At 40.8% G+C, this 25,639-nt stretch carries 27 protein-coding genes and 1 pseudogene; 13 read left to right on the top strand and 15 right to left on the bottom strand.

Features of this window, described 5'->3' with window-relative positions; translation table 11 throughout:
* Positions 1-50 precede the first annotated feature (50 nt).
* Positions 51-776 (bottom strand): DUF305 domain-containing protein, encoded by a 726-nt coding sequence (locus ACM0OY_RS06290; RefSeq protein ID WP_414568006.1) that lies wholly within the window; start codon positions 774-776, stop codon positions 51-53.
* A gap of 375 nt (positions 777-1,151) precedes the next feature.
* Between ACM0OY_RS06290 and ACM0OY_RS06285 the strand changes: the two genes are divergently transcribed.
* The 7 genes from ACM0OY_RS06285 (at position 1,152) to ACM0OY_RS06255 (ending at position 6,774) form a co-directional block, all read left to right on the top strand.
* Positions 1,152-1,520 carry a four-helix bundle copper-binding protein gene (locus ACM0OY_RS06285; RefSeq protein ID WP_289794609.1) on the top strand — a complete coding sequence of 123 codons (369 nt, stop codon included), beginning with the start codon at positions 1,152-1,154 and terminating at the stop codon, positions 1,518-1,520.
* 279 nt (positions 1,521-1,799) lie between these two features.
* On the top strand, positions 1,800-4,061 hold the full coding sequence (locus ACM0OY_RS06280) for a heavy metal translocating P-type ATPase (protein ID WP_414568005.1): 2,262 nt from the start codon (positions 1,800-1,802) through the stop codon (positions 4,059-4,061).
* A 14-nt stretch (positions 4,062-4,075) separates the two neighbouring features.
* A complete protein-coding gene (locus ACM0OY_RS06275) occupies positions 4,076-4,600 on the top strand; it encodes a cupredoxin domain-containing protein (protein ID WP_414568020.1) in 525 nt (174 codons plus the stop codon).
* Between the two features lie 109 nt (positions 4,601-4,709).
* A complete protein-coding gene (locus ACM0OY_RS06270) occupies positions 4,710-5,123 on the top strand; it encodes a heavy metal-responsive transcriptional regulator (RefSeq protein ID WP_289794612.1) in 414 nt (137 codons plus the stop codon).
* A 232-nt stretch (positions 5,124-5,355) separates the two neighbouring features.
* Positions 5,356-5,550 carry a heavy-metal-associated domain-containing protein gene (locus ACM0OY_RS06265; protein WP_289794613.1) on the top strand — a complete coding sequence of 65 codons (195 nt, stop codon included), beginning with the start codon at positions 5,356-5,358 and terminating at the stop codon, positions 5,548-5,550.
* A 161-nt stretch (positions 5,551-5,711) separates the two neighbouring features.
* The gene (locus ACM0OY_RS06260; RefSeq protein ID WP_414568004.1) at positions 5,712-5,852 is read left to right on the top strand and encodes a hypothetical protein; all 141 of its coding nucleotides are present in this window, start codon (positions 5,712-5,714) and stop codon (positions 5,850-5,852) included.
* 43 nt (positions 5,853-5,895) lie between these two features.
* Complete coding sequence (locus tag ACM0OY_RS06255) at positions 5,896-6,774, top strand: hypothetical protein (protein ID WP_289794614.1); 879 nt, start codon at positions 5,896-5,898, stop codon at positions 6,772-6,774.
* 126 nt (positions 6,775-6,900) lie between these two features.
* On the opposite strand, the gene ACM0OY_RS06250 is transcribed toward ACM0OY_RS06255, so the two are convergent.
* The gene (locus ACM0OY_RS06250) at positions 6,901-7,152 is read right to left on the bottom strand and encodes a thioredoxin family protein (protein WP_289794615.1); all 252 of its coding nucleotides are present in this window, start codon (positions 7,150-7,152) and stop codon (positions 6,901-6,903) included.
* A gap of 278 nt (positions 7,153-7,430) precedes the next feature.
* Between ACM0OY_RS06250 and ACM0OY_RS06245 the strand changes: the two genes are divergently transcribed.
* The 4 genes from ACM0OY_RS06245 to ACM0OY_RS06230 all read left to right on the top strand — a co-directional run bounded on the left by ACM0OY_RS06245 (position 7,431) and on the right by ACM0OY_RS06230 (position 9,639).
* A complete protein-coding gene (locus ACM0OY_RS06245) occupies positions 7,431-7,919 on the top strand; it encodes a heavy metal-responsive transcriptional regulator (RefSeq protein WP_289794616.1) in 489 nt (162 codons plus the stop codon).
* A 96-nt stretch (positions 7,920-8,015) separates the two neighbouring features.
* Complete coding sequence (locus tag ACM0OY_RS06240; RefSeq protein WP_289794617.1) at positions 8,016-8,330, top strand: hypothetical protein; 315 nt, start codon at positions 8,016-8,018, stop codon at positions 8,328-8,330.
* Positions 8,331-8,422: 92 nt separating this feature from the next.
* Positions 8,423-8,602: a hypothetical protein gene (locus tag ACM0OY_RS06235; protein WP_414568003.1), complete on the top strand. Its 180-nt coding sequence runs from the start codon at positions 8,423-8,425 to the stop codon at positions 8,600-8,602.
* Complete coding sequence (locus ACM0OY_RS06230) at positions 8,599-9,639, top strand: F510_1955 family glycosylhydrolase (RefSeq protein ID WP_414568002.1); 1,041 nt, start codon at positions 8,599-8,601, stop codon at positions 9,637-9,639. Before ACM0OY_RS06235 ends, ACM0OY_RS06230 begins: the two co-directional genes overlap by 4 nt.
* A 23-nt stretch (positions 9,640-9,662) precedes the next feature.
* Here the strand turns inward: ACM0OY_RS06230 and ACM0OY_RS06225 are convergent.
* From ACM0OY_RS06225 to ACM0OY_RS06175, 11 genes and pseudogenes are all read right to left on the bottom strand, one after another.
* A pseudogene (locus tag ACM0OY_RS06225) lies at positions 9,663-11,138 on the bottom strand (TolC family protein); the annotation flags it as partial.
* 160 nt (positions 11,139-11,298) lie between these two features.
* A complete protein-coding gene (gene rppB / locus ACM0OY_RS06220) occupies positions 11,299-12,714 on the bottom strand; it encodes a two-component system sensor histidine kinase RppB (protein ID WP_414568001.1) in 1,416 nt (471 codons plus the stop codon).
* Positions 12,701-13,453: a two-component system response regulator RppA gene (rppA, locus tag ACM0OY_RS06215; protein ID WP_228042962.1), complete on the bottom strand. Its 753-nt coding sequence runs from the start codon at positions 13,451-13,453 to the stop codon at positions 12,701-12,703. The genes rppB and rppA overlap by 14 nt, the downstream gene beginning before the upstream one ends.
* Positions 13,454-14,002: 549 nt before the next feature.
* Positions 14,003-15,691, bottom strand: a complete 1,689-nt coding sequence (locus ACM0OY_RS06210) for an iron uptake porin (protein WP_414568000.1) — start codon at positions 15,689-15,691, stop codon at positions 14,003-14,005.
* A gap of 283 nt (positions 15,692-15,974) precedes the next feature.
* On the bottom strand, positions 15,975-16,202 hold the full coding sequence (locus tag ACM0OY_RS06205; protein ID WP_414567999.1) for a hypothetical protein: 228 nt from the start codon (positions 16,200-16,202) through the stop codon (positions 15,975-15,977).
* Positions 16,203-16,305: 103 nt separating this feature from the next.
* Entirely contained in the window at positions 16,306-16,662 is a 357-nt protein-coding gene (locus ACM0OY_RS06200) for a hypothetical protein (protein WP_414567998.1), read from the bottom strand.
* Between the two features lie 75 nt (positions 16,663-16,737).
* Positions 16,738-17,217: a hypothetical protein gene (locus ACM0OY_RS06195; protein ID WP_414567997.1), complete on the bottom strand. Its 480-nt coding sequence runs from the start codon at positions 17,215-17,217 to the stop codon at positions 16,738-16,740.
* Between the two features lie 110 nt (positions 17,218-17,327).
* On the bottom strand, positions 17,328-17,801 hold the full coding sequence (locus ACM0OY_RS06190; protein WP_414567996.1) for a DUF2808 domain-containing protein: 474 nt from the start codon (positions 17,799-17,801) through the stop codon (positions 17,328-17,330).
* A 250-nt stretch (positions 17,802-18,051) separates the two neighbouring features.
* The gene (locus ACM0OY_RS06185; RefSeq protein ID WP_414567995.1) at positions 18,052-18,540 is read right to left on the bottom strand and encodes a DUF2808 domain-containing protein; all 489 of its coding nucleotides are present in this window, start codon (positions 18,538-18,540) and stop codon (positions 18,052-18,054) included.
* Between the two features lie 363 nt (positions 18,541-18,903).
* Entirely contained in the window at positions 18,904-19,368 is a 465-nt protein-coding gene (locus ACM0OY_RS06180; protein WP_193915447.1) for a DUF2808 domain-containing protein, read from the bottom strand.
* A 126-nt stretch (positions 19,369-19,494) separates the two neighbouring features.
* Positions 19,495-20,310 (bottom strand): CemA family protein, encoded by an 816-nt coding sequence (locus tag ACM0OY_RS06175; protein WP_414567994.1) that lies wholly within the window; start codon positions 20,308-20,310, stop codon positions 19,495-19,497.
* Between the two features lie 1,068 nt (positions 20,311-21,378).
* On the opposite strand from ACM0OY_RS06175, the gene ACM0OY_RS06170 reads away from it, so the two are divergent.
* Positions 21,379-22,941, top strand: coding sequence for a SulP family inorganic anion transporter (locus ACM0OY_RS06170; protein WP_414567993.1), 1,563 nt, complete (start codon positions 21,379-21,381; stop codon positions 22,939-22,941).
* A gap of 183 nt (positions 22,942-23,124) precedes the next feature.
* Positions 23,125-24,093: an arsenic resistance protein gene (locus tag ACM0OY_RS06165; protein ID WP_414567992.1), complete on the top strand. Its 969-nt coding sequence runs from the start codon at positions 23,125-23,127 to the stop codon at positions 24,091-24,093.
* 253 nt (positions 24,094-24,346) lie between these two features.
* On the opposite strand, the gene ACM0OY_RS06160 is transcribed toward ACM0OY_RS06165, so the two are convergent.
* Positions 24,347-25,261 (bottom strand): cation diffusion facilitator family transporter, encoded by a 915-nt coding sequence (locus ACM0OY_RS06160; protein WP_289794630.1) that lies wholly within the window; start codon positions 25,259-25,261, stop codon positions 24,347-24,349.
* A gap of 9 nt (positions 25,262-25,270) precedes the next feature.
* Complete coding sequence (locus tag ACM0OY_RS06155) at positions 25,271-25,600, bottom strand: DUF190 domain-containing protein (protein WP_289794631.1); 330 nt, start codon at positions 25,598-25,600, stop codon at positions 25,271-25,273.
* Between the last annotated feature and the right edge of the window lie 39 nt (positions 25,601-25,639).

The raw sequence follows: 25,639 nt of genomic DNA, 5'->3' as shown, positions 1-25,639 counted from the left end.
TGCGTCGGCAAACTTTGCACCCGTTTATCAATATACATTGAAACTTGAAACTACTTGTTATACCAAGCTTTGCGCCACTGTTTCATTTGGTTAATCTCGGTTTCTTGGGCTTTGATAATGGCTTGAGCCAAGTTCTTAATTTCTGGACGTTGAGACTTTTGCAAGGCATCTTTCGCCATAACTACAGCTGATTCATGGTGAGGAATCATCGCGTTAATAAAGCGCAGGTCAAATTCTGCATCAGCTGCACCCAAATCCATGTTCATCATCATGGACTGCATTTGCTCAGGTGACATCTCCATCATGTGACCCATTTTGGTATCATAAGCCATTGGTTTATCTCCCGCTTTTGGATACCAAGCTTTACGCCACTGTTTCATCTGCGTAATTTCTTGGTTTTGTGATTTGATAATTTCGTCTGCTAACTTTTTGATCTCAGGGCGTTGCGATTTCTGCTGTGCAACATTCGCCATTACCGTTGCTCCCTGATGATGCGGAATCATCGCATCAATAAAGCGCAAATCGTAGTTAGCATCGGCAGGGCCTAAATCCATTGCCATGCTGTGGTTCATCATGCCACTACCCTGATTCATCATGCCGTCATGGTTCATCGGTTGCTTATCGCTAGTATCGATAGCAGTGTTAGTAGGGTTTGGTGCTTGGCTTTGGTTTTGGGAAGTGGGCGTAGAACAGGCTGTCAAAACGCTGCTGGAAAAAGAAGCGATCGCTACTAAAGCAAATGTCAAAAAGCTGTTTTTCAGAGTAAGGAGTTGCATAGGGATGATCTAAGATAATTTCCTGATTCAATTCTAAAATCTCTAGCTAGCTGGAGAATTAATCATTTAGGTGATCTATCTTTTGCTTGGGTAATAAAGTTGTCCAGATAGCTAGTTATTCACAAAGCGACTGCGGCACTTACTATATAGTTTGACAGCCAAATATGAAATCAGGATGAAATCAAGGGTTAGTGCTAGTTGTAGAAATGTAAGAGTGCATATCAATATGAAATCTGCATGAAATCCCTATACCTCAGTAGGTAGAAATATTTATTACCTCATTGGAATGACGCAATCGCACCCGCAAATCTTTAAGGTGAGTCCAAAGGCAATAACGCCTTTAGTAAATCCAAAAAATTTCAAGAGGGTGAAGAAATGGCTATACAAGAACTCACCTTGAGTCAAGTGAACGAACAGATGCAACAGTGTATTCAAAATTGCTTAGACTGCCACAGTATCTGTTTAAATACCGTTACCTACTGCCTACAAAAGGGTGGTCATCACGCCGAGCCTGCTCATATTCGGCTACTACTAGACTGCGCTGAAATTTGCAACACAAGTGCTAATTTCATGCTTCGAGCTTCTGACTTACATTCTCGTACCTGCGGCGTTTGTGCTGAATTGTGTCAACGGTGTGCAGATGAGTGCGATGGCATGGGTGATGATGCTCAAATGAAAGCCTGCGCTCAAATGTGCCGTCGCTGCGCGGATTCTTGTCGGCAAATGGCAATGGCAACTGCATAAGTCATTGCAATATCTGGCTGCCGTGTAGATATTATTGTCACAAAGTGGCTTGGAAATGCGGCAGTCAGCTGGTTCCATTAGTATTTGCCTTTATTTCGCTGCTGGTATTGATAGCAATTTGAGCCACATATTCACCATCTACATCTCTAAGTGTAAGCATTGATAATGCTGCATCAATATGCGCTTAAAAAAAAATTTCAGCACGACTCTTGACTCTCCAGTGTAGTGGAGCATTCAAGATGAAATTAGTTAGCGCCATTTAGTCATTGGAGTAGTCAGATGGAGAATACCACACTCAAACTGCGCGGCATGAGTTGTGCCTCTTGTGCCAACAGCATTGAAGATGCGATTAATTCTGTCCCCGGTGTCAATGAATGTATAGTGAATTTTGGAGCAGAACAGGCAACAGTTAAATATGACCCTAGACGAACTGATTTAGAAGCTATTCAAGAGGCGGTAGATGTAGCAGGTTATTCCGCCTACCCGCTCCAAGAACAAAACCTAATGGCGGGAGAAGATGATGCTGAAAAAAGACATCGCTTAAGAGAATCCCGCGATTTAATGCGAAAGGTGGCGGTAGGAGGCATTATTAGCACTGTGTTGGTCATAGGTTCACTGCCCATGATGACAGGGTTGCACTTACCCTTTATCCCTATATGGTTGCACAATCCTTGGGTACAGCTAATTCTAACTACCCCAGTACAGTTTTGGTGTGGTTACTCCTTCTACATCAATGGTTGGAAAGCTTTAAAACGCCATGCTGCCACAATGGATACCCTAATTGCTTTGGGTACAAGTGCAGCGTATTTTTATTCGCTATTTCCCACCTTATTCCCCAGCTTTTTCATTAATCAGGGGTTAATGCCAGATGTATATTATGAAACTGCTGCTGTCGTCATTACCCTGATTTTGCTAGGAAGACTATTTGAAAATCGCGCTAAAGGACAAACTTCAGAAGCTATCCGTAAGCTAATTGGGTTACAAGCTAAAACAGCGCGTTTGATTCGCAATGGACGAGAAGTAGATGTCCCAATAGAAGAAGTAATTATTGGAGATGTGATACTGGTTCGCCCTGGCGAGAAAATTCCTGTTGACGGGGAAGTGATTGAGGGAGCATCCACAATTGATGAAGGGATGGTGACAGGAGAAAGTGTGGCTGTCAAAAAGCAACCAGGCGATGAAGTGATTGGAGCTACCATTAACAAAACTGGGAGTTTCAAGTTTCGGGCGACACGAGTCGGAAGTGATACTGTGCTGGCGCAGATTGTCCAATTAGTGCAGCAAGCACAGGGTTCCAAAGCCCCAATTCAGAGATTAGCAGACCAAGTAACTGGATGGTTTGTACCTGCGGTGATTGCGATCGCTCTACTCACTTTCATTATTTGGTTTAATTTTACAGGCAACGTTACTTTAGCGCTGATTACCACTGTTGGGGTACTAATTATCGCCTGTCCTTGTGCGCTGGGTTTAGCTACACCAACATCTGTAATGGTAGGAACGGGTAAAGGTGCAGAAAATGGCATTTTGATTAAAGGTGCCGAAAGCTTGGAACTAGCACATAAAATCCAAACAATCGTGCTAGATAAAACTGGAACAATCACTCAGGGTAAACCAACAGTCACCGATTTTGTCACCGTCAATGGTACTGCTAATAGTAACGAAATCAGGTTGGTGCAACTTACGGCATCTGTGGAACGCAATTCCGAACATCCATTGGCAGAAGCGGTTGTGAGATACGCCCAATCTCAAGAAGTGGCGTTAGCAGATATCAGAGAGTTTGAAGCTGTAGCAGGCAGTGGTGTACAAGGTATAGTTTCTGGTCATCTTGTGCAAATTGGTACGCAACGCTGGATGGAAGAATTAGGCATCGACACCCAAGCCTTACAACAAGATAAAGAGCGTTTGGAATATCTAGGCAAAACTGCGATTTGGATTGCAGTTGACGGGCAAATTCAGGGATTAATGGGGATTTCTGATGCCATCAAACCTACCTCCATACAGGCAGTTCGCGCTTTGCAAAAACTAGGTTTAGAGGTGGTGATGCTCACAGGTGATAATCGTCGCACCGCAGAAACCATTGCCCGTGAAGTTGGTATCAAGCGTGTTTTGGCAGAAGTTCGCCCTGACCAAAAAGCCGCTACAGTGCAGAAACTACAATCAGAAGGAAAGATTGTGGCTATGGTTGGTGATGGTATTAATGATGCACCAGCCCTAGCCCAAGCCGATGTAGGAATGGCAATTGGCACTGGTACAGATGTAGCGATCGCAGCTAGTGACATCACACTCATCTCCGGTGACTTGCGAAGCATTGTCACTGCCATTCAACTCAGCCGCGCTACGATTCGTAACATCCAGCAAAACTTATTTTTTGCTTTCATTTACAACGTTGCTGGCATTCCAATCGCCGCTGGTATTCTCTTCCCTATCTTCGGTTGGTTGCTTAACCCCATCATTGCCGGTGCAGCAATGGCATTTAGTTCGGTTTCAGTTGTGACAAATGCCCTACGTCTGCGGAAATTTCAAGCTAAAGCAGTAGTATAAGGAGGTAGCAAATGTTGAGTAAAGTAATTATTGGCAGTATAGCAAGCTTGGGATTGGCATTCAGTGTTGCTTCAGATCAAGTAGTTGCACAGATGAATCATGAAATGCCAACTACCGAGCGATCAAAGACAACTCAGTTCCGCCGTATTGAGCAACCATTCTCGGTAAAAGGTGCAGTTACAACAGTCGGCTTGGGGTTAATCGGATTAGAAATTTGGTGGTTTCTCCTAAGTAAATCAAAGTCCCAAAAAGCTGAAGCCCATGATGGTATTCAAGAAATTGATATTACTGTAGATGGAGGCTACGAACCTAGTCGAATTCTAGTCAATGCAGGTCAAAGAGTTCGCCTTAACTTCCTACGCCGTGACCCTAGTAGTTGTCTTGAAGAAATACGGCTACCTGATTTCCATATCGCCAAAAACCTACCACTCAACGAGGTTACATCAATTGGGTTCACGCCAGACAAACCAGGTATTTATACCTTCACCTGTGGTATGAATATGTATCGTGGTGTTATGGAAGTAAAGCCTGCCACATAATCCAGTAGCAAATAATTAGCAAGATGATTCTGTTCCCACTTGACTCTCCAGTCAACTGGAGAGTTTAAGATAAGGTAAATAAATTTATCTAGCATGAAAGCAGCTAAGTATGTTAGTCCAAGAAGCGCCAAAACTCATTGGTAATGTTGCCAAGTCTAGCGGTGTACCAATTAAAACTATTCGCTATTATGAGGAGCTAGGCCTACTCAGATCATTAGGGAGAACCGAGGGTGGATTTAGATTATTTAACTCTGATGTTTTGGCTCGCTTGCACTTTATCAAACGTGCCCAAAGTCTGGGATTGACCTTATCAGAAATTAAGGATTTTTTGAATGTTCACGACGGAGGTGAATTACCCTGCGTACATATAAAAGCTAAACTGCAAGATAAGATAACAGCTATTGATGAACAAATTCAGCAATTACTCATTCTGAGGCAAGAATTATCAGGACTAGTTTCTGGTTGGGAAACAATACCTGAAAATCCTGAACAAACAATTTGTCCTATTATTGAAAAAAATTAAACAATCAAGCTGTTTATTTAATTTTTTATCAGCACATCAACGGATGAACTTAATGTGCTGATTTTTACTAATTAAATTAGTCATTTATAAATAAATTAGTTATTTTTTGATTTTACCTATTGACTCTCCCGTAAGCTGGAGAACTTAAACTAATTTTAGTTGAGTAGATTAATCGTATATTTACTCAATGGTTTTCAGAAAATTAGTTATTCCTAATAAGGAATTTAACACTATGACACTGCAACTAACGGTTCCCAAACTGGCTTGTTCTGCTTGCGCGAATACTATTACCAAAGCAATTCAATCAATTGATTCTACAGCCATAGTGCAAGCAGATCCAAACACAAAACTTGTCAGTATAGAAACTCAAACATCTAAAACAAAAATTAAAGAACTAATAGCTGCTATCGGCTATCCATCTGTTTAGGCTTTTGAGTTTTTTATACTATCAGCAATTAGTCAAATGCTAATTGCTGATAGTCAAATATTCATTTCAGAAAAGTCCTTCTGCTTTGAGCAAGAGATGTGACTTATATGGGCTTGCTTTTTCTGTTCCCACTAACGATTGGTCTAGGAGTTAGTTATCTCTTGAAAAATTCTACTGACGATATGGCGGAACTAACAAGTTTATTTACAGTTGGTTGCCTAATTGTCAGTTTAATCTTAGCACCTTGGCAAATAAAGATTGTGGTTTTAATGTTTGCCATCTTGACTCACCAGATGAATTGAGACTTTTGAATAACTTCAATTATTAAAAAATAGAGCAAAATCAATGAATCGATTTATGAATGCAATTGCTATAACTACTACTTTGATACTGGCTCAAAGTTGCTCCTTATTACCTAGAGACGAAGGGAAACCAATATCTGCTACCACACATCAGCATGAGGAGCGTTCAATGAGTGGGAGCCATCACAGAGAACATTCAACAAGTGGCGCGGGTGATAAGAAGAAAGCATTTGCTCAGGCAAAACTCAAAGTTACCAGTAACATTACCTCTAATAAAAATATTCCAATAGTGATTGGCGTTCAAGATTCCGATGGGAAAGCGATCGCTAACTTTGACACTTTCCAAGAAAAGCTAATGCACCTCATTCTTGTCAGCGATGATCTTCAGTTTTTTAGTCATCTTCATCCCACATATAAAGAAAATGGGCAGTTTGAAGTTGCAGCCCGTTTTCCGCAAGCAGGCAATTACACATTTTTTAGTGACTATAAACCTGCTGGTCAAACAGAACAAGTCTCAGTATTGAAAACACAAGTTTCTGGAAACAGTATTGCTGCTCCAGAAATTGACCTAAATCGCAGTAAAACGTTCAATGATATTAAAGTCAATCTTGCTGTTTCTGAACCTACTGTGAAAGCGGGTAAAGAAGTCAGTTTAATGTTTGAATTACAAGATGCTTCTAACAATCAACCGCTTACAGACTTGCAGCCATACTTAGGAGAAAGAGGACATTTAGTTATCCTGCGACAGTCAACCTCATTAACAGCAGCAGATTACATTCATGCTCACGCACTAAAAGATGCTCCTGCTGGACAGGTTCATTTTATGACTAGCTTTCCTCAACCAGGAAAGTATAAGCTCTGGGGTCAGTTTAATCGCAATGGCAAAATCGTCACAGCTGATTTTTGGATAAATGCTGTTTAATTTAGCTGATGTTTTATTAGTAAAACGAGAAGTGCCGAACTCCCGTGCTTCTAACTTTGTATATGCACAGTATGCTATGCGAATTTACCACCCATTTGGGTGGTAAATTCCTCCTTCTTACTACTTCTAATTTAGGGGTTGACCTACACCAACTGCTCGCAACTGTTCTAGATTCGGTTTACCAGTTAAGACAAGTTTTCCATTGATTGCGATCGCTGGCACTGCATTTACTCCATACTGCTGGGCTTTCTCCTGCTCATGTCGCAGGTTATAGACCGATACTTCACAGTCAGGACAAGTCAGTTCTTGCACCATTTGCACTGTCTCATCACAAAGAGGACAGTCAGCCGTAAAAATCTCAATTTGACGTTTTGTCATGGTGTCCACCAAAATTCTTTTGACTCATTCATTCTGAATCCTCTAGCCGGCTATAGAGTCAACCCCATAGGTAAATATTATTTTCCAAATAACCTCAATTCAAATCATTTGGACATATCATCTCCTCAAATTTGTAACCCTGGCTCATCAAGTTTTAAGCTAATATTTTTGCCCACAAGTATTGTAATTAAACTTTACACAAAAATTGACAATTATCACTTGACTCTCTAGCCGACTATAGACTTTAAAGTTATAACAACACATAGTAGTAAATAACTATGATTGCTGTCGTGAAACAAGTTTGCTGTGAAGTATCATCCCCAAAAAAGCTGCTGAAAATTGGTGAGCTGGCGAAGCAAACTGATGTGGCAGTGGGAACAATTCGGTATTACGAAGGCTTAGGCTTGATAAAACCAGTTGAAAGAAGTGAAAGTGGCTACCGTTATTACGACTGCGAGGCAATCAACAGGCTGCAATTTATCAAAAAAGCCCAATCTTTACAGTTTTCCCTGTCTGAAATTCAACAAGTGCTAGGCATTCGTTCCCAAGGCGACCCTGCTTGTCCCCTAGTTCGGGACTTACTCAAACAGAAAATTGCTCATCTTGAGGAGCAGATTTATCGCATGAAAGAACTGAAGGATGAGCTAGAGGCATATCAACAGCGTTGGGAAAACCGACCTTTGGATAATCCCTGTAATAAAGAGCTTTGTAGCTTGATCGAGGAAGTTGCTTGCTCTGATATACCTGTTCACAATTTCCGAGACTAGTAAATTTATGACTTGACTCTATACCCGAATAGAGACTTTAGAATGGCCTTAGTTTCTCAAAAACTACTAAATTAACAGAATAATGGAGAGTACAAAATGAACATTAGTACAGGCGTTAAGACAGTATTGAGCGGAGCCGTAGCTAGTTTTGCATTGCTTACGTTAACCACTACTGCTTCCTTTGCCAACACTCCCAAGGGAACTGTGACACCGAATCAATCCGCCAGGGCTATAAACGAAGCAAAACTAATTCAAGTGCTGACCAGTCAAAGAACAGCCCCAACGAATCAAACGCCACAGCAGCCAAACCAAACGGGATGTAAGTGTTGCCAAGCAATGATGAATAAGATGCCAGGAATGATGAACAATATGCCGGGAATGATGAATAACCAAAACAGTCCGTCAAAATAGGGCTTGATAAATCCCTTAGCGAGAAACACATTTGAATTTGAAATGTCAGAAAAAACTAGAAATATTTAGAGAAGTCTGGCCGAAAAAGGCTAATGAACTCATTGCTAAGGAAGCCATTTTATGGTTTGGCTAAGGAACTTAAGCTAAACCAGGATGGCTATCGGACTCGTTCCTTTTATCCAGAAGCTCAAATCGCACTTGCTTTTGCGTTTCATCATAAGTCAACAGCTTTACTACAGCAGAAAACTTACTCAGGAGAAACACAATTATGAGTCAGCCTGACTCAAAAGACCACAACATGATGAAATGGATGGGAATTGCTATGGTGGCTTGCTGTGCTTTGCCCATAGGAGTTTCCTTCTTTTTGGGCGGAGGCTTGGGGGTGTGGTTCGGTCGTTCTATCAAGCCACCTACTAGCAATCAGTCAACCAACCAGCCACTCTCTGCCAACCAATCAACCAATCAATCTCAACTAAAGGCTGTAAATGTTTCCCTAGAGAAAGCGGGCAATTGGCAAGCAAATAATCACGTTCATGGTTTGACTGTGAATCGAGATAATCCCAACATTATTTATGTTGCAAGTCATAACGGACTGTTGCAACGTTCTGAAACTGGGGAATGGTTTTGGATGGGAAAAGAGCGAGCTGATTATATGGGCTTTACTGCCGATCCAATTAACAGCGCTCGCTTTTATTCCAGCGGACATCCACACACAGGAGGTAATCTAGGATTCCAGATAAGTGAGAATCAAGGGCAAGATTGGAAACAGATTTCCATGCCTGGGGTAGATTTTCATGCAATAGCGATCGCACCCAGTAATTCCAACGTTTTTTATGGATGGCCTGCTTCTGGAACGCAAGGGCTGCATACTTCTACTGATGGTAGCAAAACTTGGGTCAAAGTCCGCATGACTGGATTAGGCGATACTCCTTTTGACCTTGCGGTTGAACCCCGTAACCCTGAGCATTTGTTTGCAACTACCCGTTCGGGAATGTATGAAAGCACTAACAGCGGCAATGACTGGACGTTAGTAGCTAATACACAGGAAGCTCCTATTGCCAGTCTAGTTCTGCAAAAAGAGGGTAACAGCACTGTAATGTATGGCTATCGCTTTCTCAAGTCAGCGCCGGGTGTTTATCGCAGCAGTGATGGTGGTAAAACGTGGGAGAAACTTTGGACGGAAACTAATGGTGTAGTTGTAAAACTAGCGATCGCTCCCAACACTCCCCACATATTATATGCAGTGAATGAGAACAATACTGTCTTTCAATCGCAGAATGAAGGCAATAGCTGGAAAGAGTTAAATTAATTGTCTGTTGGCTACGTAAGACCTTACGGTTGTGATATGGCTGTAGAAAAACTAGCACTAACAGCACGTTGCAAATTAGCTAAAGCACGATTGTAATCCAAAATAGCCGTAACCCGATTACCCTCAGCCCTTGTAAGCTCAGTTTCAGAAACAATAACATCTGTTTGAGTACCTACACCAGCTTGAAACCTCAGCCTTGCTAAACGTAAAGCCTCTTGAGCCTGTTCTAGAGCAACGGTAGCAGTCTGAACATTACTTAAATTAGATTGCAAACTAGTATAAGCCTGTTCCACCTGAAAGCGAATCTGATTGCGTTGCTCTGCAAAACGAGTTTCGGCAATAGCAATGTTGGCTTTCTGTTGAGCAGCCCTGGACTGAGCTGCTCCACCATCAAATAAATTCCAGTTGGCTCTAACTCCCAGTGAATAGCCATCTGTAATGCCAACACTATCATTAAAAGCGTCCAACAAGTTGTAACTAGCAACCAAACTAACTTGGGGACGAACCTCAGAAAGCGCCAAACGTCGCTGTTGTTCACTAATATTGCGTTGTACTAACTGTTGTTGAAGTTCTGCACGATTTTGAAAAGCAAGCACAATACTTTCTTCTTGTGTCTGATTCCACAAACCCGCCAATTTCACGGAGTCTGCTGCACTGATGTTTACAGATTGTGGTAAATTCAACCGCGTCGCCAACCGCCTTGCAGCAATTTGCTGTTGACTAATAGCATTAGTTAGCTCTTGTTGAGCATTTGCTAAGTTTACCTGAGAACGAAGAACATCAAATTTAGTACCAACTCCAGCCCTTTCTAATGCTTGAGCATCCTTTAAACTTCGTTGGGCATTTTCTACAGCAGCACGATTAATCCGTACTTGTTCATCTGTTTGTTGTAAATTGTAATATTCAGTGGCAACATTCAGCCGAATTTCCTGTGACAAACGCTCTACATCCAACTCATCAAAACGTAATTGTTCCTCAGCTGCTCTGATGCGAGCCGATCTAGAGCCAGAGGTGTAAATGTTATAACTCAGTTGTGCCGCTCCAGAAAAGTTTGTACTTGGAGTTTGTTCTGTAGAAGGTATCCCACTTCTAGAACGCAGTTCAGCAGAAAGCTGACTGCTAGCAGATTGTTGACGAGAAATGTCAGTGTTTAAACTAACATTGGGATACAAAGCAGCTTGTGCTTCACGTAGAGATGCACGACTTCGTTCTGAAGTCAGTATTGATACTTGTAGCTCCCGATTATTCCGCCGTGCCAGTTCCAAAGCTTGTTGCAGAGTGATTGGCTGAGTTATCTGAATTTTGACATCTTCTGGTTTGGTAGGAAACTGGAGAGAATTTGGATTAGGGTTGAGGTTATCGAGTAAAGTCGGAGTGGGAGATGCAGACTGAGTAGTTGGTGATGAGTCAGCTTGAGAAGGAACTTTTTCTGTTTGACTACTCTGAGGCTGAGTCAAAGCACGTACAGGTTGAGCTGAACTAGCAGCAAAATTACTTAAGGTAAATACACAACCGATACCTGCAACTACTAGATAACGATACTTTGACATATATTATTTAAACTCCTATAACTCACATCACACAGCAAAAAATGACTACACTCTAAAAGCAGGGGTAGTAACAAAAGATAGAAAACCTATAGGTTAAATACGAAATCTTTTATTTAGATTGGCGTAAGCGGCGAAACAGCCATTTAAATGGCGAAAAAGAGCGATCGCTATTTAGGTGGATAACATTAAACGGTAGTTCGATGGTAAAAGTACTACCTTTACCTAATTCGCTTTGCACATTCAAACTACCGTGGTGTACCAGAACAATTGCAGAGGCGATCGCCAATCCTAAACCAGAACCGCCAGTGGTACGAGAGCGATCGCTATTCACGCGATAAAAGCGATCGTAAATTCGCGTCAGTTCCTTCTCTGGGATACCAATACCCGTATCATGAACCCGAACCACAGCATGATGGTCGCTACAACCCAGGCAAACCGTAACTTCCCCTCCTTTGGGTGTATACTGAATTGCATTGACAATTAAATTAGAAACCAAACGATAAAGCTGGTCGTTATCACCGACAATATTTACTGGCTTATTTACCTTGATGCTAGATTGCAGCATTACGCCTGCCGCGGCTGCCATTGCTTCAAATTCCTCGACTAAATCGCTGACAATATCATTTAGACAACATTGTTCTAGTTGTACTGGCAAGTGTTGCCTATCTAAACGAGCCAATAATAATAAATCTACAACCAAAGTAATAAGTCGCTGATTCTGACGGTGGATAGTTCGCAGAATGTCCCGCGTTTCTTCTTCGTCCAGTTCCGACATTAAAAGCGCTGATTCCACCGTTGCGCCTGTTGCAGCCAAAGGCGTTCGCAATTCGTGTGCAACATCTGCTGTAAACTGTTGAATTTGTCGATAAGATTGATAAATTGGCTGCATAGCTAATCCTGATAGCCACCAACTAGCAACTGCAACCATACCCATTGCGATCGGCAATCCCAAACCTAAACTTAATTTCACACTATCCAGATAACGATTAAATTCTTCAAGACTTCGCCCCACTTGCATATAGCCCCAATCCCCATTATCTGGGGTGTGTAGCACTAAGGAATTTTGGTGGTAATCATTGCCTTTGCTGTCTTTGAGAAATAACCATTTTTCATTGCTGAAGACATTAGACAGTCCTTCTGGATAATTACCAGCAGTAGCAATTAAGCGTCCTGAAGTATCAAAAAAACGTACATAGTAGTGATCTTTATTAACTACACCAAGAAAATGACGTTTAGTATCTGACTGCTGTTGAGTGCAGCTGGCTCCAATTTTACATAGATTTATATTTGGGAATAGCTCCTGTATAACGGGTTCTAAACTCCCAGGTTGCCTGAGCTTAAATTCAATACTGTCATGCAGTGTTCCGGCTACAGACTCAATTTCACTGTCTAAAGCTACCACATGGGCACGGAAAACAGCTCTGTAGACACCGAAAGCACAAACGCTTAAAATTGAACCCATGACGAGGGCATACCACAGAGCTAACCGAACACGAGTTCCTCGAAACAGTTTATTTTGATTCATTAGTCACATTCAGACGATATCCCATACCGTGCAAAGTTTCAATCGGGTTGGTGCAGTCAAAGCAGGCTAGTTTGCGACGCAACAAACGTACTTGCGCTGCTACCACATTGCTAGCAGGTTCTGCACTCACTTCCCAAAGCTGATTGCGAATCTGTTCCGTGGTAACAATTTGATTGGGGTGCTTCATCAAATATTCCACCAGTTGGAATTCTTTATTAGTTAAGGAAATTTCCTGTTTTTCCCCCGTCGTATTTTGACCGACAACTGTACTATTGCTGTAATCTAAAGTAAAGTTACCAACGGTTAGTTGTTGAGGTTGTAAGTGGGGATAACGCCGCTGCAATGCCCGCAACCTTGCCAGTAATTCTGCCATTCCAAAAGGCTTCACCAAGTAATCATCAGCACCCGCATCTAAGCCAGCAACTTTATCTTCCATGCTATCTCTAGCTGTGAGCATCAAGACAGGTAAAGAATTTCCTTTTAAACGCAGCTTTTTACACAATTCCAAACCAGTAAATCCTGGGAGCATCCAATCTAAAATCGCCACTGTATATTGTGCCGAACTATTTTCTAAATATGCCCATGCTTCATTACCATCCATTACCCAGTCAACTAAATACTTTTGCTGCTTCAGCGTTCGCTTAATAGCAGCGCCCAAATCTGACTCATCTTCGACTAGCAGTACCCGCATATCAAATTGAAAAGTTAGAGGTTCGTGGCAATTTTGTAAAATCAGCATAGTTAATAACAGGGTAATCCCTTAGAAATAGATTGACAGAAGTTGATGAAATTCTGAGTTATTCAATCATGTATACAAGCAAGTTATCTAAGATCATAAACAGATGCTACGCCTTGGCAGTAGATAATCTATAAGAAAAACTCAGTACATCCCATTGCTCAATTGGTGTGAGTGATACTCAGTTAGAGAAGTTAACAAATCTAACTAATTGCAAGAGATATACCGAGTTATTTTTTATTCTGACAGGTAAAGATGAAATCAAGATGAAATATTAAGTCAGATTAGAAAATCTCTAATTGCACTTAACCCCAACCACAATACACAAATAAAAAGCTAGGGTTTTGACTTCGTTCATGTACTAACAAATAAGTATTAGTTTTGATATACCACCCTAGACAAAACAACCCTTATTTATATCAAATTATAAATCTCAATAAATTGCTCATTTTTCCATATAAAAGCCCGCCCGCAGGCGAGCTAAGATTTTTCCAAATGAGAATACCTAATAGCTAATAGCTAATAAATATTAACCATTATCTGTTAGCCGTTTTAGAAAGCAAAAGTGGTACGCAGTGTACCAACATAGATGGTGTCATTGTTATTATTATGCTCTGGATTAAAGATAACCAATAAACCAGGAGTGACGGAAATATTATCGTTGATCTGTAGGCGGTACAGAGCCTCTAGGTGGTAAGAGGTGTCGTTATCTTCACGCCTAGTAGTTCTTGCGGCGGAAGTGAATGCATCATTATCACTTACTTTAGGTGGTTGACCAAAGATCAGGCCAAGCAAGTTGCCTTCTTTACCAAAGTCTTTGAAGGCTAGGGTTGCAGCCCAGTAGTTCATTGATGCTTCATCACCTTGATTTACACCCGTACCACTTCCCTTGGCTTCAGCGTTGCTGTAACCGTACCAACCACCAATAGTCAACTTGGAACTGGGTTTGAAGGTAGCTTCTATACCGTAATGGTTGGCAGTAGTAGCAACTCCATTGAAGGGATTACCTGCGTATACACTACCTGTACCCTCAAACATGTTTACACTGGATAAACTATTTTGATAGCTGTGAGCGTAGGTAAGACCAATATTAAATGCATCACTAGGCCTGAAAGCTACCTGACCAAGGGCTGTATAGGCACCATTTGTCAGACCTCCATTTGAACCAGGATTGCTAGCTGTGCGAGCTATGTAAGCCGCAGATGCAGTGAAAGCTCCTGTAGGATTCAAAGTTATGGTTGCACCTGCACCACCGAAACCAGTGCGATAGATGGGGCTAAATCGACCATAGCGAGACAAAGCGCCCCTACCATCACTGGCAAGATCAGGGTTGAAGTTGTTGATGTTGTCGTATATGTTACCGCCTGCCGCATCAATTTTTACCCGCACTGCATTACTCAGGTTGAAAGCATAGTTAATTTTATCGATGACAGTCTCATTGTTCTGATTTCCGTCAAAACCGAGGCGGGTCATGTTAGTACCCGTCACATTTGTGTCATAGGGAGTGATGTTCCGGGATTGCAAGCGGATTTGCAACAGGTCTGTACCAACAAAACTTGATTCCAATCTCAGACGAACCCGGTCAGTTAGAATAGTATTAGAATCTAGGTCGGGAGCAGTACTTGGATCTACACCAGAAGGAACTGCCCTCTGATTGCTACCAAAAACATTAGATACGTTAAAAATTGCTTCCCCAATTAACTTGGTGGTAGTCGAGAACTGATTGGCTTCCAACTCAGCAGTGCGTACTTCTAAAGCATCTACGCGACCACGCAGGGTAGCTAGTTCCGCAGAAAATTCTTCTTGCAGACGCTGTAGGGTAGCCAAATCCTCTTTTGTTACTAAGTCAGCAGTTGCTGTAGCAATCAGTTCATTAACTCTATCTAAACAAGCATTCAAACCAGCAGCAAATTCATAACGAGTTAAAGCACGATTACCTCGGTAAGTGGCATTGGGATAACCAGCAATACAACCGTAACGTTCAACTAGTGATTGTAAAGCTTGGAATGCCCAATCTGTTGGTTGTACGTCAGAAAACTGCGAAACGGATGTGACTTGGCCAGTCTCACCAATGTACTGTTGAATTTGGCTTAAAGAAGAATCTTTTGGAAGAGAGTTTGCTTCTTGTTTAACTTCAGTTGGAACAGGAATTTCAGCAGCTATTGTTGCTCCTGAAAAAGCTAAGTTGGCTAATAAAACTCCAGGACTAATTAGCAGGCATTTCCAAAATAACTTAGACATGGCTGTTTGCTCTTCACACCAAAGTAATAAGTAATGATAGGGTATACCCCTATAACTAGATTCTCAGAGGAAGATGAAATTAAGATGAAATTTCAAATTTTGAATAAAACAAATTTAGCAAGTAGATTGAGCATTGTATTAGATAGTTGTCAAGTCAATTTTTCAGAAAAATCAAAGCATAGTATGATGAAATTAGGATGAAATTACAACTTACTTAATCAAATAAATTTAACGAGTAAAAACCACTTGAGAAACAAGTTTCCCAGTTCAATCTAAACAAACATCAAAACACTAAATTATACCCAGTGGCTAACTCTAGTGGACTCAGCCACTGGGGATTAAAAAAATCGCGTATTGGAGCAACGTAGATCGGCATTAGCTTTAAAAATGTGGTTGGAGAGGTAACAGCAAGTACATGGGAATTAGATAAAGGATTGAACTGTAAAGCTAATTGTGTATTGAAGCGAATGCCAGCGCATGAACGGCGGCGATCGCTAGGGCTGTTGTTCATTTACCGCTATTAAAGAAAAACAGACCCAAACTAGGAGCCTGCTCATAGTTATCTCCTCTAGCAAGACATGCCGAGAGAATAAATTTACAGGCTCACATACTATCTATTTAGATAGAATGGTGGTTTGCGGCGAAATTTCCTCATAGCATCGTTGCAAGGCTTGGAGTCTTGCTGAAGTTGCTCCGCCAGTAGGTTCTGCTGGTAGGATATTTGCACAGGCTCCTGTTTTACTGGATTGTTGTACTGTGCCTTGCGGAAGCCCTTTATAGCATTTTTGTAAAGCTTGTAGTCTTGCTAAACTAGCTCCACCAGTGGGTCTTGCTGGGGGAATGTTTTCACAAACTCCTGTTTTTGAGGTATCTGCATTTCCATAAGCAGCAGAACCAAACGATACGTGAAGTAAAGCTATTCCCAAGGGAATTGCCAAAATAGATGCAGTTCGGATGACAGGTATCTTCATAGCTAAAATCCTCAAACAATAAGCAATTTATGCTACTAATGGATGAAATAATCTTAGGAAGCCAAGTTTGAGTACTTAACGACCGTAAGTTTGAATTCGAGCTGTACCAAGAGGAATTTGTGCTGTTAGATTAGGCATTTTGCCGTACACTCGGTACAACCAAACGTGGTTACGAAATGATGTATTAACACCTTGCAGCTTAACTAAGAGCGTTGTCTGCGGTTCCACAGATTGGGAGAAAATCACTGTAGCTGTTTGGTTATTTACAGAAACTTGAGCATCAATTTTCTTACCAGATTGATTTTGAATCTCAATTCCCTTGTTAATGCTTACACCATCGGGTAAATCAATAGCCAGTTCTGATAGAGATTGTCCCTGAACATGAACCTGAAACTCATGGGTAGCACCTGGAAAGCCAACAGTGCTAGGAAATGCTACGCCATTACCAATATAGGAGGCTTTGAAATTGTCCTTGTTTTCGCTTCCCCAAGCAGATGGAAATGAAGAAGTTACTATTAGAAAAAATGCTGCACCCGCATAAATTGACTTTTTCATAACTAACTCCGACAAGATTATGTAGGGTAAGGAAGATCCACCATCCCACCCTATAGCTACCGATTAATTTAGTTAACAGCCACAGCTAAAATTAACAGCAGTTACTCAGCCTAGCCACCGTAAGTCTGAATCCGGGCTAAACCAAGTGGAATTTCTTCTTTCATATCAACCTTTTTGACAGATACTGGATAATGCCAAGTTTCCTCATAACCTGGAGTATTAACTCCTTTCATACGAATTGATATGCTTGTACCAGGGGCTACTGGTTCCGAAAAAGCTACTGTAGCTTTTCTGTTGTTAATGGAAACCGTTGTCGGAATTTTTTGACCTAATTTATTTTTGACTTCAATTCCTTTATCAATACTTACCCCCTCTGGTAAATCAATCGCCAATTCTGAAAGAGCTTTACCTTGGACATGAACATCAAACTTATGAGTAGCATCTATGGTACGGGCATCATTAGGAACAGCAGCACTATTTCCGAGATGGGAAAATTTAGCATCGTTTGGATTTTTCGCCCAAGCAGTAGGAACTGAAGATGCAATAACTAAGGTAAAAGCAAATGTGTAAATCAGCTTTTTCATCAATATTCTCCTTGTTTTGTTAATCGGTTAATTACCTCTATATCTATAATTGTGAAAGGTATTGATGAAATAGAGATGAAATATTTTTATGTTAAGTAAAATTTAAAATATAGTTAATAGATGCAACAATTAAAATTATTAATGATTAATAATATTTAAAAAATGGGGTTAAGAAATCACAAAAGCTCCTGAAATTTAACTTATCTATAAGTTAAATTTCAGGAGCTTTATTGATTGAATAGCGCTAAGTTTAAGGATTTATACGAAATCTAGCTACACCTATAGGTATTTCTGCATTAGTGCCAACAAGATTAGCAGATAGATGGTAGACGGGGCCATTACCAAGAAATGGTTGTTTGACATTCTTGATATCAATCTTTAGCTTAGTATTAGGAACAATTGGTTCAGCAAAAGCTAGTAATATAGTTTTGCCATTTACAGAAACATTAGTGTTAATTTTTCTGCCATTATCTTCGTTTATAACAACATCATTAGTATTATCACTCCACCTGATAGTATTTGGAACTTCAATTTTTAACTGCGAAACACTCTTGCTATTTTTAGGAACGTGTACTCGCAAAGTATGTCTAACAGGCATCCAGCGAGTCTGAGGAAATTGAGAGTTACCATCAATATGAGGAACATTACCATCTTCTTCATTAGCACTTGCATAGTTGGCAGGAATTAAAAGTGCAGCAGCTAAAGTAGATATAGCAACATAAACTAACACTTTCTTCATGTTTACTCCTCACTTAATCATTAATGTCAGTAAATCAAAATGAACCTGTGATAAATCAATACGTAACAATCTGGTAAAACTAAATTTAACTACCTTCTACGTTTCTTACTTTTCACAATGTGAAAAAAAGATTAGGTGTAAAGGTTTTAAGTTTTTACACTTTTACACCTCGGAATACCAACATTTTCAAAAATTTCCATGAAAAGTCAGTCTACGCTTACACGTTAATTAAAGGAAGTTAGAAATATTACCGTTGACTTGTTTACCGTTTGAAGTTCAAAAGGTATACTACCTTTATTGATCAGTTTGACAGGTCGGAATGAAATCAAGATGAAATTTTTGATGAATTTCAAAACTTAAGGATTAAAATGTAGGGAATTGAGCTACACCAACGGGAATCTCTACCTCACTACCAACAACCTTAGCTGAAAAGCGGTATACAGAAGCTGGGCCTGTCACTGGTTGTTGAACTTGATTAAAATTAACTAAGAGTTTAGTGTTAGAAATAACCTTTTCAGGGAAATCTATAATAATCTGTTTGCCATTGACGGAAATATTAGTATTAATTTTCTGACCATTCGCATCGAAGACATCAATGTTATTACTCACTGCTACAGTAGATGGAGTTTCTATAATAAGTTGGGAAAGAGGGTTGTTATTTTGAGGGATGTTTAACCGAAAAGTATGTTTGACAAGCCGCCAACTATTAGCAGGATATTGCAAATTATTATCAATATTAGTCTCCTTAGCACTTGCATGACTAAGGGAAATGAAAGCTGTAGTGGCAAGAGCAAACACTGTACTTGTGTAAATCAATGTTTTCTTCATCTGGAATTTATAAGTAATTCTTATGTAAAATAAGCTACATAGTTTTGCTTATTGAACGAACCTTTACATTATGAGTTTGACAGGTCACGATGAAATCAAGATGAAATTTTGGCTGGTTTGGGAAAATTATTCATTCATGCTATGGTAGGTAGCCACGGCTGAAGGAAAACTGCGGTTGACGTAGCGAAAAATCCAATATTTGAAAATTGTATCCATGACAACTGGGACAATAGCAATGAATAGTGAAATCAGACTTTTGTTTTCTGGAAGACCAAAATGCTTTGAGGTGTTTTCTAAAATTATTTCCCAACCATAGGTAGAGTGATAACCGACAAAAATATCAGTAGCGAGAATAATGAAAAAAGCTTTCGCGGAATCGCTTAAGCCATAAATTAAGTCGGCACTAAAAAATTGAATAGTGGTAAGCTGCTGCTTACCAAAGACACATAATATAATAAATGACAATAATGAAAGTATATCAGCAAAGATATTAGCAACTGCATCAATACTTTCAGTTTTATATTTTTGGGATAACGCAATAGCCTGATCTTTGACCTTCTGTTCTACAATATTTGAAGAAAGTTCTGGAGCTTTTCCTAGCAGTGCTTCAAATTGAATTTTTCGCTCAAATCTTTTCAATTCACTTAAGGCTCTTTCTTCCTGAGAAGAATTTAAGAAAATTTCTGATGCTTCTTGGCTCCAGTATTTATAAATCAAAGGTTGAATTACAAATGTTTTAAACAGATTATTCACTAATAATGGAACAATAAATAGAATTAACAAATAACGGAGAGAACTAATTGTTCTCTGACGAGAAGCGCGAAACTCTTCAACAACCTTATGCTCTGCATTTGGCTCTAGTGCTTGTTTTAGCTTTTCCAGAGTTTGTATTATCGACCGAGGAACAAAGCTAGCTTTTTGATATTTTGGATTAGGTTTCATTCTCATTTGTTCGATAAAGTCAGGCTAGTAGTATTACCGTTGTGGCTGAACTAAAAAGCCTGAAAATAGTGTGGAGCAAAGCCAAGGAATAAGCTCCTAAAATTTACTATATATAATCAAGATGAAATTAGGATGAAATAAATCATCGAAAACTAAATATTCAATAATAAAAAATCAAACTTTTGGTCATAACTAGTTACTGTATGACCAAAAGTCTGATTAAGCTTTAAAAATAAGGAGCATGAAACTAAAATCTAGTATAGACAATTTAATTACATTGATATGCAATAGATTCAAATTTTCTTCTATTAAGTAGATTGCTTGGCTTAAGTTTTACTACAAAATTATGAAATTGACATGAAATTTTTAGAGGATTTGAGATAAAAAACTTACTCCTGTAGACAGAAGTTAATGCTGGGATAAATTCCTAAATTTAAATCTTATAACGGGAGAGCAAGTCAGGTTAAGCTATAAGATTGAATTTTCCATAAAAACCTGGATAGAGTCAAAATATTTGGGAGTTTTAATAATTAGTGAAACTTTTTTATTGATAAATATGCATTATTATTTTTTTCCAAATTCAGGAATAATTATCATTTTCCATGAGGAGATATAACTACTAAATTTGCTTGACTCAAAGTTAAAACTTTGATATAAACTAAAGGTTCAATTATTGATAATAGGGCACTTTATCTGCTTTAAACCACCCCAATATACTCAGAGGGTTGGGGTCAGTTATGGCGAGGAACAGGACTCTATGCTGAATTTGAGAAATGTATTACCAAGTTTGCCAGATAAGTAGATTATCCGAAAAAAACAGTCAATTTTAATAAGTTATCTGTGTGCCGCAAAGATTATCAAGGCGTAAACGTTTAAAGAAATTGCTAGCTTTGGTATTCAACCCTTGAGGTTGGATTCCTACGCGTAAATGATGGAGTTAGACATCCATCCAAAAAGGTTGGCAATTTTCCAAACGATTGTAACTCGTCTGTGTGGGTGGCACAGCCCTTTAAAGGCATTTCAGTTGGTTGGCTGTTTTTTTATGTCCACGTACCTACAACTAAAAAAATGGCAATCAGAGACATCTTTGACAAACGATTCATCACCGACGACCTATTGGCATCTATAGTTGTATTTCTTGTCGCACTGCCTCTGTGCATGGGGATTGCGATCGCTTCGGGAGTGCCTCCAGCTCGTGGCTTAGTGACAGGAATGGTAGGCGGAATTATTGTTGGCGCGATCGCAGGTTCCCCACTACAAGTCAGCGGCCCAGCTGCTGGACTGGCTGTCATTGTCGCAGAACTGATCCGCGATTACGGCATTGAAATGCTCGGGCCTATTCTTCTGCTGGCAGGATTAATCCAATTGCTGGCGGGAGTATTCAAGCTGGGTCAGGTGTTCCGCGCCATATCTCCGGCAGTGATCTATGCAATGCTTGCAGGTATAGGCGTACTGATCTTCGCTTCTCAATTCCACGTAATGGTCGATGACTTGCCACGCGCGAGCGGAATTGAGAACCTAATTTCTATTCCCAACGCCATCTACAAGGGTATCTTTTTCAGCGACGCCAACAATCATCAAATTGCTGGAACCAGCCATCAAATTGCTGCGCTTATAGGTCTGGTTAGCATCTTCACCCTCGTAGTTTGGGATAAGTTTAAGCCTCGAAGATTGAACTTGCTACCTGGTGTTCTGATTGCTGTGGTGGTAGCAACTGCGATCGCCGCCATCATGAAGCTGCCAATTAAATACATCGATGTGCCTGCTAATCTTGCTTCTGCAATTCAATTGCCAACGCCTGGTTCCTTAATGCGCCTGCTTCAGGCACCACTGCTTATGGAAGCAATAGCGATCGCCTTAATCGCCAGTGCAGAAAGCCTACTCTCAGCCGCCGCAGTAGACCGACTGCACCAGGGACAAAAAACGGATTTTGATCGCGAACTGGCCGCGCAAGGTTTTGGTAACATGATTTGTGGAGTGCTGGGGGCGCTACCAATGACAGGGGTGATTGTCCGCAGTTCCGTTAACGTGGAAGCAGGGGGTAAAACGAGACTTGCCACGATGTTTCACGGCGTGTGGCTACTGGCTCTGGTGATTGCTGCACCGGATGTTCTAAAGCTAATTCCTACTTCCAGTCTGGCAGCGATTCTAGTTTACACGGGCTACAAGCTGGTGGAAGTAGAGAAAATCCGCAAGCTAAAGCAGTACGGGCGCTTTCCTCTGGCGATTTACTTTGCCACCTTAATCGGTATTGTCGTTACCGATTTGCTTACTGGCGTGCTAATCGGCATTGTACTGTCAGCGGTCAAGCTGATCTACAAAGTATCTCATCTGAAAATTCACTTTGAAAAAGATGAAAAAAATCAACGGATTGATATGTACTTAGAAGGGGCGGCAACATTTATTCGGTTGCCAATGCTTGCAAAAGCCCTAGAACAGGTTCCACCAAGAACTGCACTGCATCTGCACCTAGAAAAGCTATCTTACATTGACCACTCTTGCCTCGACTTGTTCTCAATGTGGGAGAAGCAACAGAAGCAGACGGGAAGCACCCTCGTTGTGCAGTGGGATGGTTTGGTGGAGCGCTACCGCCAACCGTTTGTCATTGGGCGATCGCAAAGAGCGACGTAGAAATCTTCGCTGTCTGCTTATTCCGGAGAGTGGTGCTAGACAGCATCAGATTCCAAGCATGGTTAAGATTGGGACATAGTATAATCTAGAAAATGCGGTTAGGAATAGATTGTTCAATATTGCTGTTCGATATCTAAAGCGTATTTATTGTTTTCTTCAAAGACTTAATCAAGACATCTCAACATGAGTTTGACTGAAAAACTCCAATCTGTATTTGTCATCATTGCTATCTTAATTGGGCTGATACTGGGACAAATCAAATGGGTTGAGGAAAATGCTGTATCTTTGATTGTTCCATCCTTGATGACCATGCTTTATGGGGTGTTTCTAAATATTCCACTTAATCGTTTAGGTCAGGCATTTCAAAACTACAAAATGACCGGACTTATTTTGGGGATGAACTTCCTTTGGACACCTGTTTTTGTTTGGGGATTGGGAGCTATTTTCCTACGGGACTCTCCCGATCTTTGGGTTGGGCTAATTATGCTGATGGTCACACCTTGTACTGACTGGTATCTCATTTTTACAGGGATTGCCAAAGGAAATGTTGCTTTAGCTACAACCTTACTTCCTTGGAACATGATTTTGCAAGTGGTTCTCCTGCCCCTCTATCTGTTAGTTTTTGTTGGAAAAATGGTACAGATTGATACAGCAATTTTTCTCGAAAGCATTGTGCTGGTTTTAGCTGTTCCTATGCTTTTAGCGTTTATCGCTAAGTGGCTAATACCAAAGGTAAACGGGTTTTGGCGTGAAATTCCACTGAAAATAGCAGCAGGGCAAACGCTATTTCTGTGTTTGGCAATTACAGCGGTATTTGCCTCGCAGGGGCAAACCCTAATTCAGCGTCCAGATGTGCTGCTAAAAATGTTACCACCTATCCTTATTTTCTATGGAATTACCTTTTTGCTGACTCAAGTGATTGCACGGCTCGGCAACTTTAGTTATGAGGACTTTGCTTGCTTCAGTTGCACAACACTTGCACGTAATTCACCCCTTGCATTGGCGATCGCTACATCTGTTTTTCCTGAGCGTCCTTTGATTATCCTTGTTTTGGCTATTGAACCACTTATCGAACTGCCTGTCATGGTGCTAGTCTCCCAGTTGTTGCTCTTTCTGCGTCGTAAAGGGCAGTATTCTCAGATGGAGAGATAGCTAAATTGGCGTTATAATCTCCCTACCTGACCCAGTTATGATTTTGTTCAGCCCACATCGTTCGTAAAAGATTGACAGTTAGAGTGTTGCATAAAAAGAGGAATTAGCGTCCATGACGTTATAGTTTGCAGTTCCTTGCACCAACAGTTGCAACACATTCATCGAGATTAGAACAGTTGCAGTTCACCATAACTAGTAGATGTAGCTAAGAGTGTAGAAGAGTGTACCCGTTACTAAATACCCAACAATTGAATTAAACTAGGTTATCAGGAGCAAAAGGACATTGGTAACTCGGATCGCCTATTTCCACCTGAATGGTTGGGTGTTCAATGCTGAAATTGTCGTGAAGCTCACGGACTACCCGTGCTAAAAAAGTATCACCGGGATAACCTGCTGGGATGACAAGGTGAACAGTGAGTGCTGTTTCTGTGGTACTCATTGCCCAAATATGCAAGTCGTGAACTTGAGCCACGCCAGGGAGTTCGGTTAGATAAGTACGGACAGCCAAAGGTTCTATTCCTGCTGGTACAGCATCTGTAATCAAATTCAAGGATTCCTGTAAAAGTCCCCAAGTGCCAGCTACAATCACCACAGTAACAATCAAACTCACCGCTGGATCAAACCACAGCCAACCTGTAGCAATAATTGCAATACCAGCTAGTACAACCCCTACAGATACCGCAGCATCTGCAACTAGATGCAAAAATGCGCCTCTGATGTTCAAGTCACTTTTACGCCCCGACAAGAACATTAAAGCACTTACTGTATTAATGAAAACTCCTATAGCTGCTACTGTAATTACTATTCCTCCTGCTACCGGAGCAGGTTCACGAAACCGTTGAATTGCTTCCCAGCCAATACCGCCAGAAACAACTAGGAGAAAAGCAGCGTTTAAAAGCGCAGCCAAAATTGAAGAACGACGCAGCCCGTAGGTGCGACGTGATGTCGGGCGACGACGGACGAGGATGCTTGCGCCCCAAGCAAGTAGTAAACCCAGAACATCACTCAAATTGTGACCCGCATCAGCAAGCAAGGCAAGGGAGTTAGCAACAATGCCATAGGTTGCCTCAATGACGACAAATCCTGTGTTGAGGGCAACACTGATAACAAAGGCACGGTTGTAATTACTGCCACCGTGGTCGTGTCCATGACTATGATTATGGGACATGACTACCTTTCACGCTCCAGTAGAGAAAACTTCTATGGTTTGACAAGTAACAAACTTGTCTTTAAGCAGATGTTTGACTAAGGAAAAAAATTCGGTTATTGCAGTTTCACTATCAATAACCGTAACGAGAAGCGGTAGTGCAGAGGACTCAGTAGAAGGGTCTAGCTCATTTTGAGTACGAAAAACGCCATGTTTGCCATATCCAGAAATTGCCCGCACTACCGTTACCCCTGTTAATCCTTGTCTGCGAGCCATTCCGAGCAGAACTTGATGAAGGGGTTGATGTTCCCAACAATCCAACTCGCTAACATAAATTGTTAATTGTTTCCATGTTGTCATATAGCTTTTCCTATACTGGTGAGACGCTTTGCGAACACT

It is taken from the genome of Nostoc sp. CCY 9925 (assembly GCF_963920935.1).
In the GTDB taxonomy this organism is placed as follows: Bacteria; Cyanobacteriota; Cyanobacteriia; order Cyanobacteriales; family Nostocaceae; genus Nostoc.
This window is presented reverse-complemented; position numbering and strand designations above follow the sequence as displayed.

Excerpts from the sequence above, each read along its gene's own strand:
- ACM0OY_RS06290 (WP_414568006.1), bottom strand. The coding sequence starts at position 776 with ATGCAACTCCTTACTCTGAAAAACAGCTTTTTGACATTTGCTTTAGTA.
- ACM0OY_RS06285 (WP_289794609.1), top strand. The coding sequence starts at position 1,152 with ATGGCTATACAAGAACTCACCTTGAGTCAAGTGAACGAACAGATGCAA.
- ACM0OY_RS06280 (WP_414568005.1), top strand. The coding sequence starts at position 1,800 with ATGGAGAATACCACACTCAAACTGCGCGGCATGAGTTGTGCCTCTTGT.
- ACM0OY_RS06270 (WP_289794612.1), top strand. The coding sequence starts at position 4,710 with ATGTTAGTCCAAGAAGCGCCAAAACTCATTGGTAATGTTGCCAAGTCT.
- ACM0OY_RS06265 (WP_289794613.1), top strand. The coding sequence starts at position 5,356 with ATGACACTGCAACTAACGGTTCCCAAACTGGCTTGTTCTGCTTGCGCG.
- ACM0OY_RS06255 (WP_289794614.1), top strand. The coding sequence starts at position 5,896 with ATGAATCGATTTATGAATGCAATTGCTATAACTACTACTTTGATACTG.
- ACM0OY_RS06250 (WP_289794615.1), bottom strand. The coding sequence starts at position 7,152 with ATGACAAAACGTCAAATTGAGATTTTTACGGCTGACTGTCCTCTTTGT.
- ACM0OY_RS06245 (WP_289794616.1), top strand. The coding sequence starts at position 7,431 with ATGATTGCTGTCGTGAAACAAGTTTGCTGTGAAGTATCATCCCCAAAA.
- ACM0OY_RS06240 (WP_289794617.1), top strand. The coding sequence starts at position 8,016 with ATGAACATTAGTACAGGCGTTAAGACAGTATTGAGCGGAGCCGTAGCT.
- ACM0OY_RS06235 (WP_414568003.1), top strand. The coding sequence starts at position 8,423 with ATGAACTCATTGCTAAGGAAGCCATTTTATGGTTTGGCTAAGGAACTT.
- ACM0OY_RS06230 (WP_414568002.1), top strand. The coding sequence starts at position 8,599 with ATGAGTCAGCCTGACTCAAAAGACCACAACATGATGAAATGGATGGGA.
- rppB (WP_414568001.1), bottom strand. The coding sequence starts at position 12,714 with ATGAATCAAAATAAACTGTTTCGAGGAACTCGTGTTCGGTTAGCTCTG.
- rppA (WP_228042962.1), bottom strand. The coding sequence starts at position 13,453 with ATGCTGATTTTACAAAATTGCCACGAACCTCTAACTTTTCAATTTGAT.
- ACM0OY_RS06210 (WP_414568000.1), bottom strand. The coding sequence starts at position 15,691 with ATGTCTAAGTTATTTTGGAAATGCCTGCTAATTAGTCCTGGAGTTTTA.
- ACM0OY_RS06205 (WP_414567999.1), bottom strand. The coding sequence starts at position 16,202 with ATGAACAACAGCCCTAGCGATCGCCGCCGTTCATGCGCTGGCATTCGC.
- ACM0OY_RS06200 (WP_414567998.1), bottom strand. The coding sequence starts at position 16,662 with ATGAAGATACCTGTCATCCGAACTGCATCTATTTTGGCAATTCCCTTG.
- ACM0OY_RS06195 (WP_414567997.1), bottom strand. The coding sequence starts at position 17,217 with ATGAAAAAGTCAATTTATGCGGGTGCAGCATTTTTTCTAATAGTAACT.
- ACM0OY_RS06190 (WP_414567996.1), bottom strand. The coding sequence starts at position 17,801 with ATGAAAAAGCTGATTTACACATTTGCTTTTACCTTAGTTATTGCATCT.
- ACM0OY_RS06185 (WP_414567995.1), bottom strand. The coding sequence starts at position 18,540 with ATGAAGAAAGTGTTAGTTTATGTTGCTATATCTACTTTAGCTGCTGCA.
- ACM0OY_RS06180 (WP_193915447.1), bottom strand. The coding sequence starts at position 19,368 with ATGAAGAAAACATTGATTTACACAAGTACAGTGTTTGCTCTTGCCACT.
- ACM0OY_RS06175 (WP_414567994.1), bottom strand. The coding sequence starts at position 20,310 with ATGAAACCTAATCCAAAATATCAAAAAGCTAGCTTTGTTCCTCGGTCG.
- ACM0OY_RS06170 (WP_414567993.1), top strand. The coding sequence starts at position 21,379 with ATGGCAATCAGAGACATCTTTGACAAACGATTCATCACCGACGACCTA.
- ACM0OY_RS06165 (WP_414567992.1), top strand. The coding sequence starts at position 23,125 with ATGAGTTTGACTGAAAAACTCCAATCTGTATTTGTCATCATTGCTATC.
- ACM0OY_RS06160 (WP_289794630.1), bottom strand. The coding sequence starts at position 25,261 with ATGTCCCATAATCATAGTCATGGACACGACCACGGTGGCAGTAATTAC.
- ACM0OY_RS06155 (WP_289794631.1), bottom strand. The coding sequence starts at position 25,600 with ATGACAACATGGAAACAATTAACAATTTATGTTAGCGAGTTGGATTGT.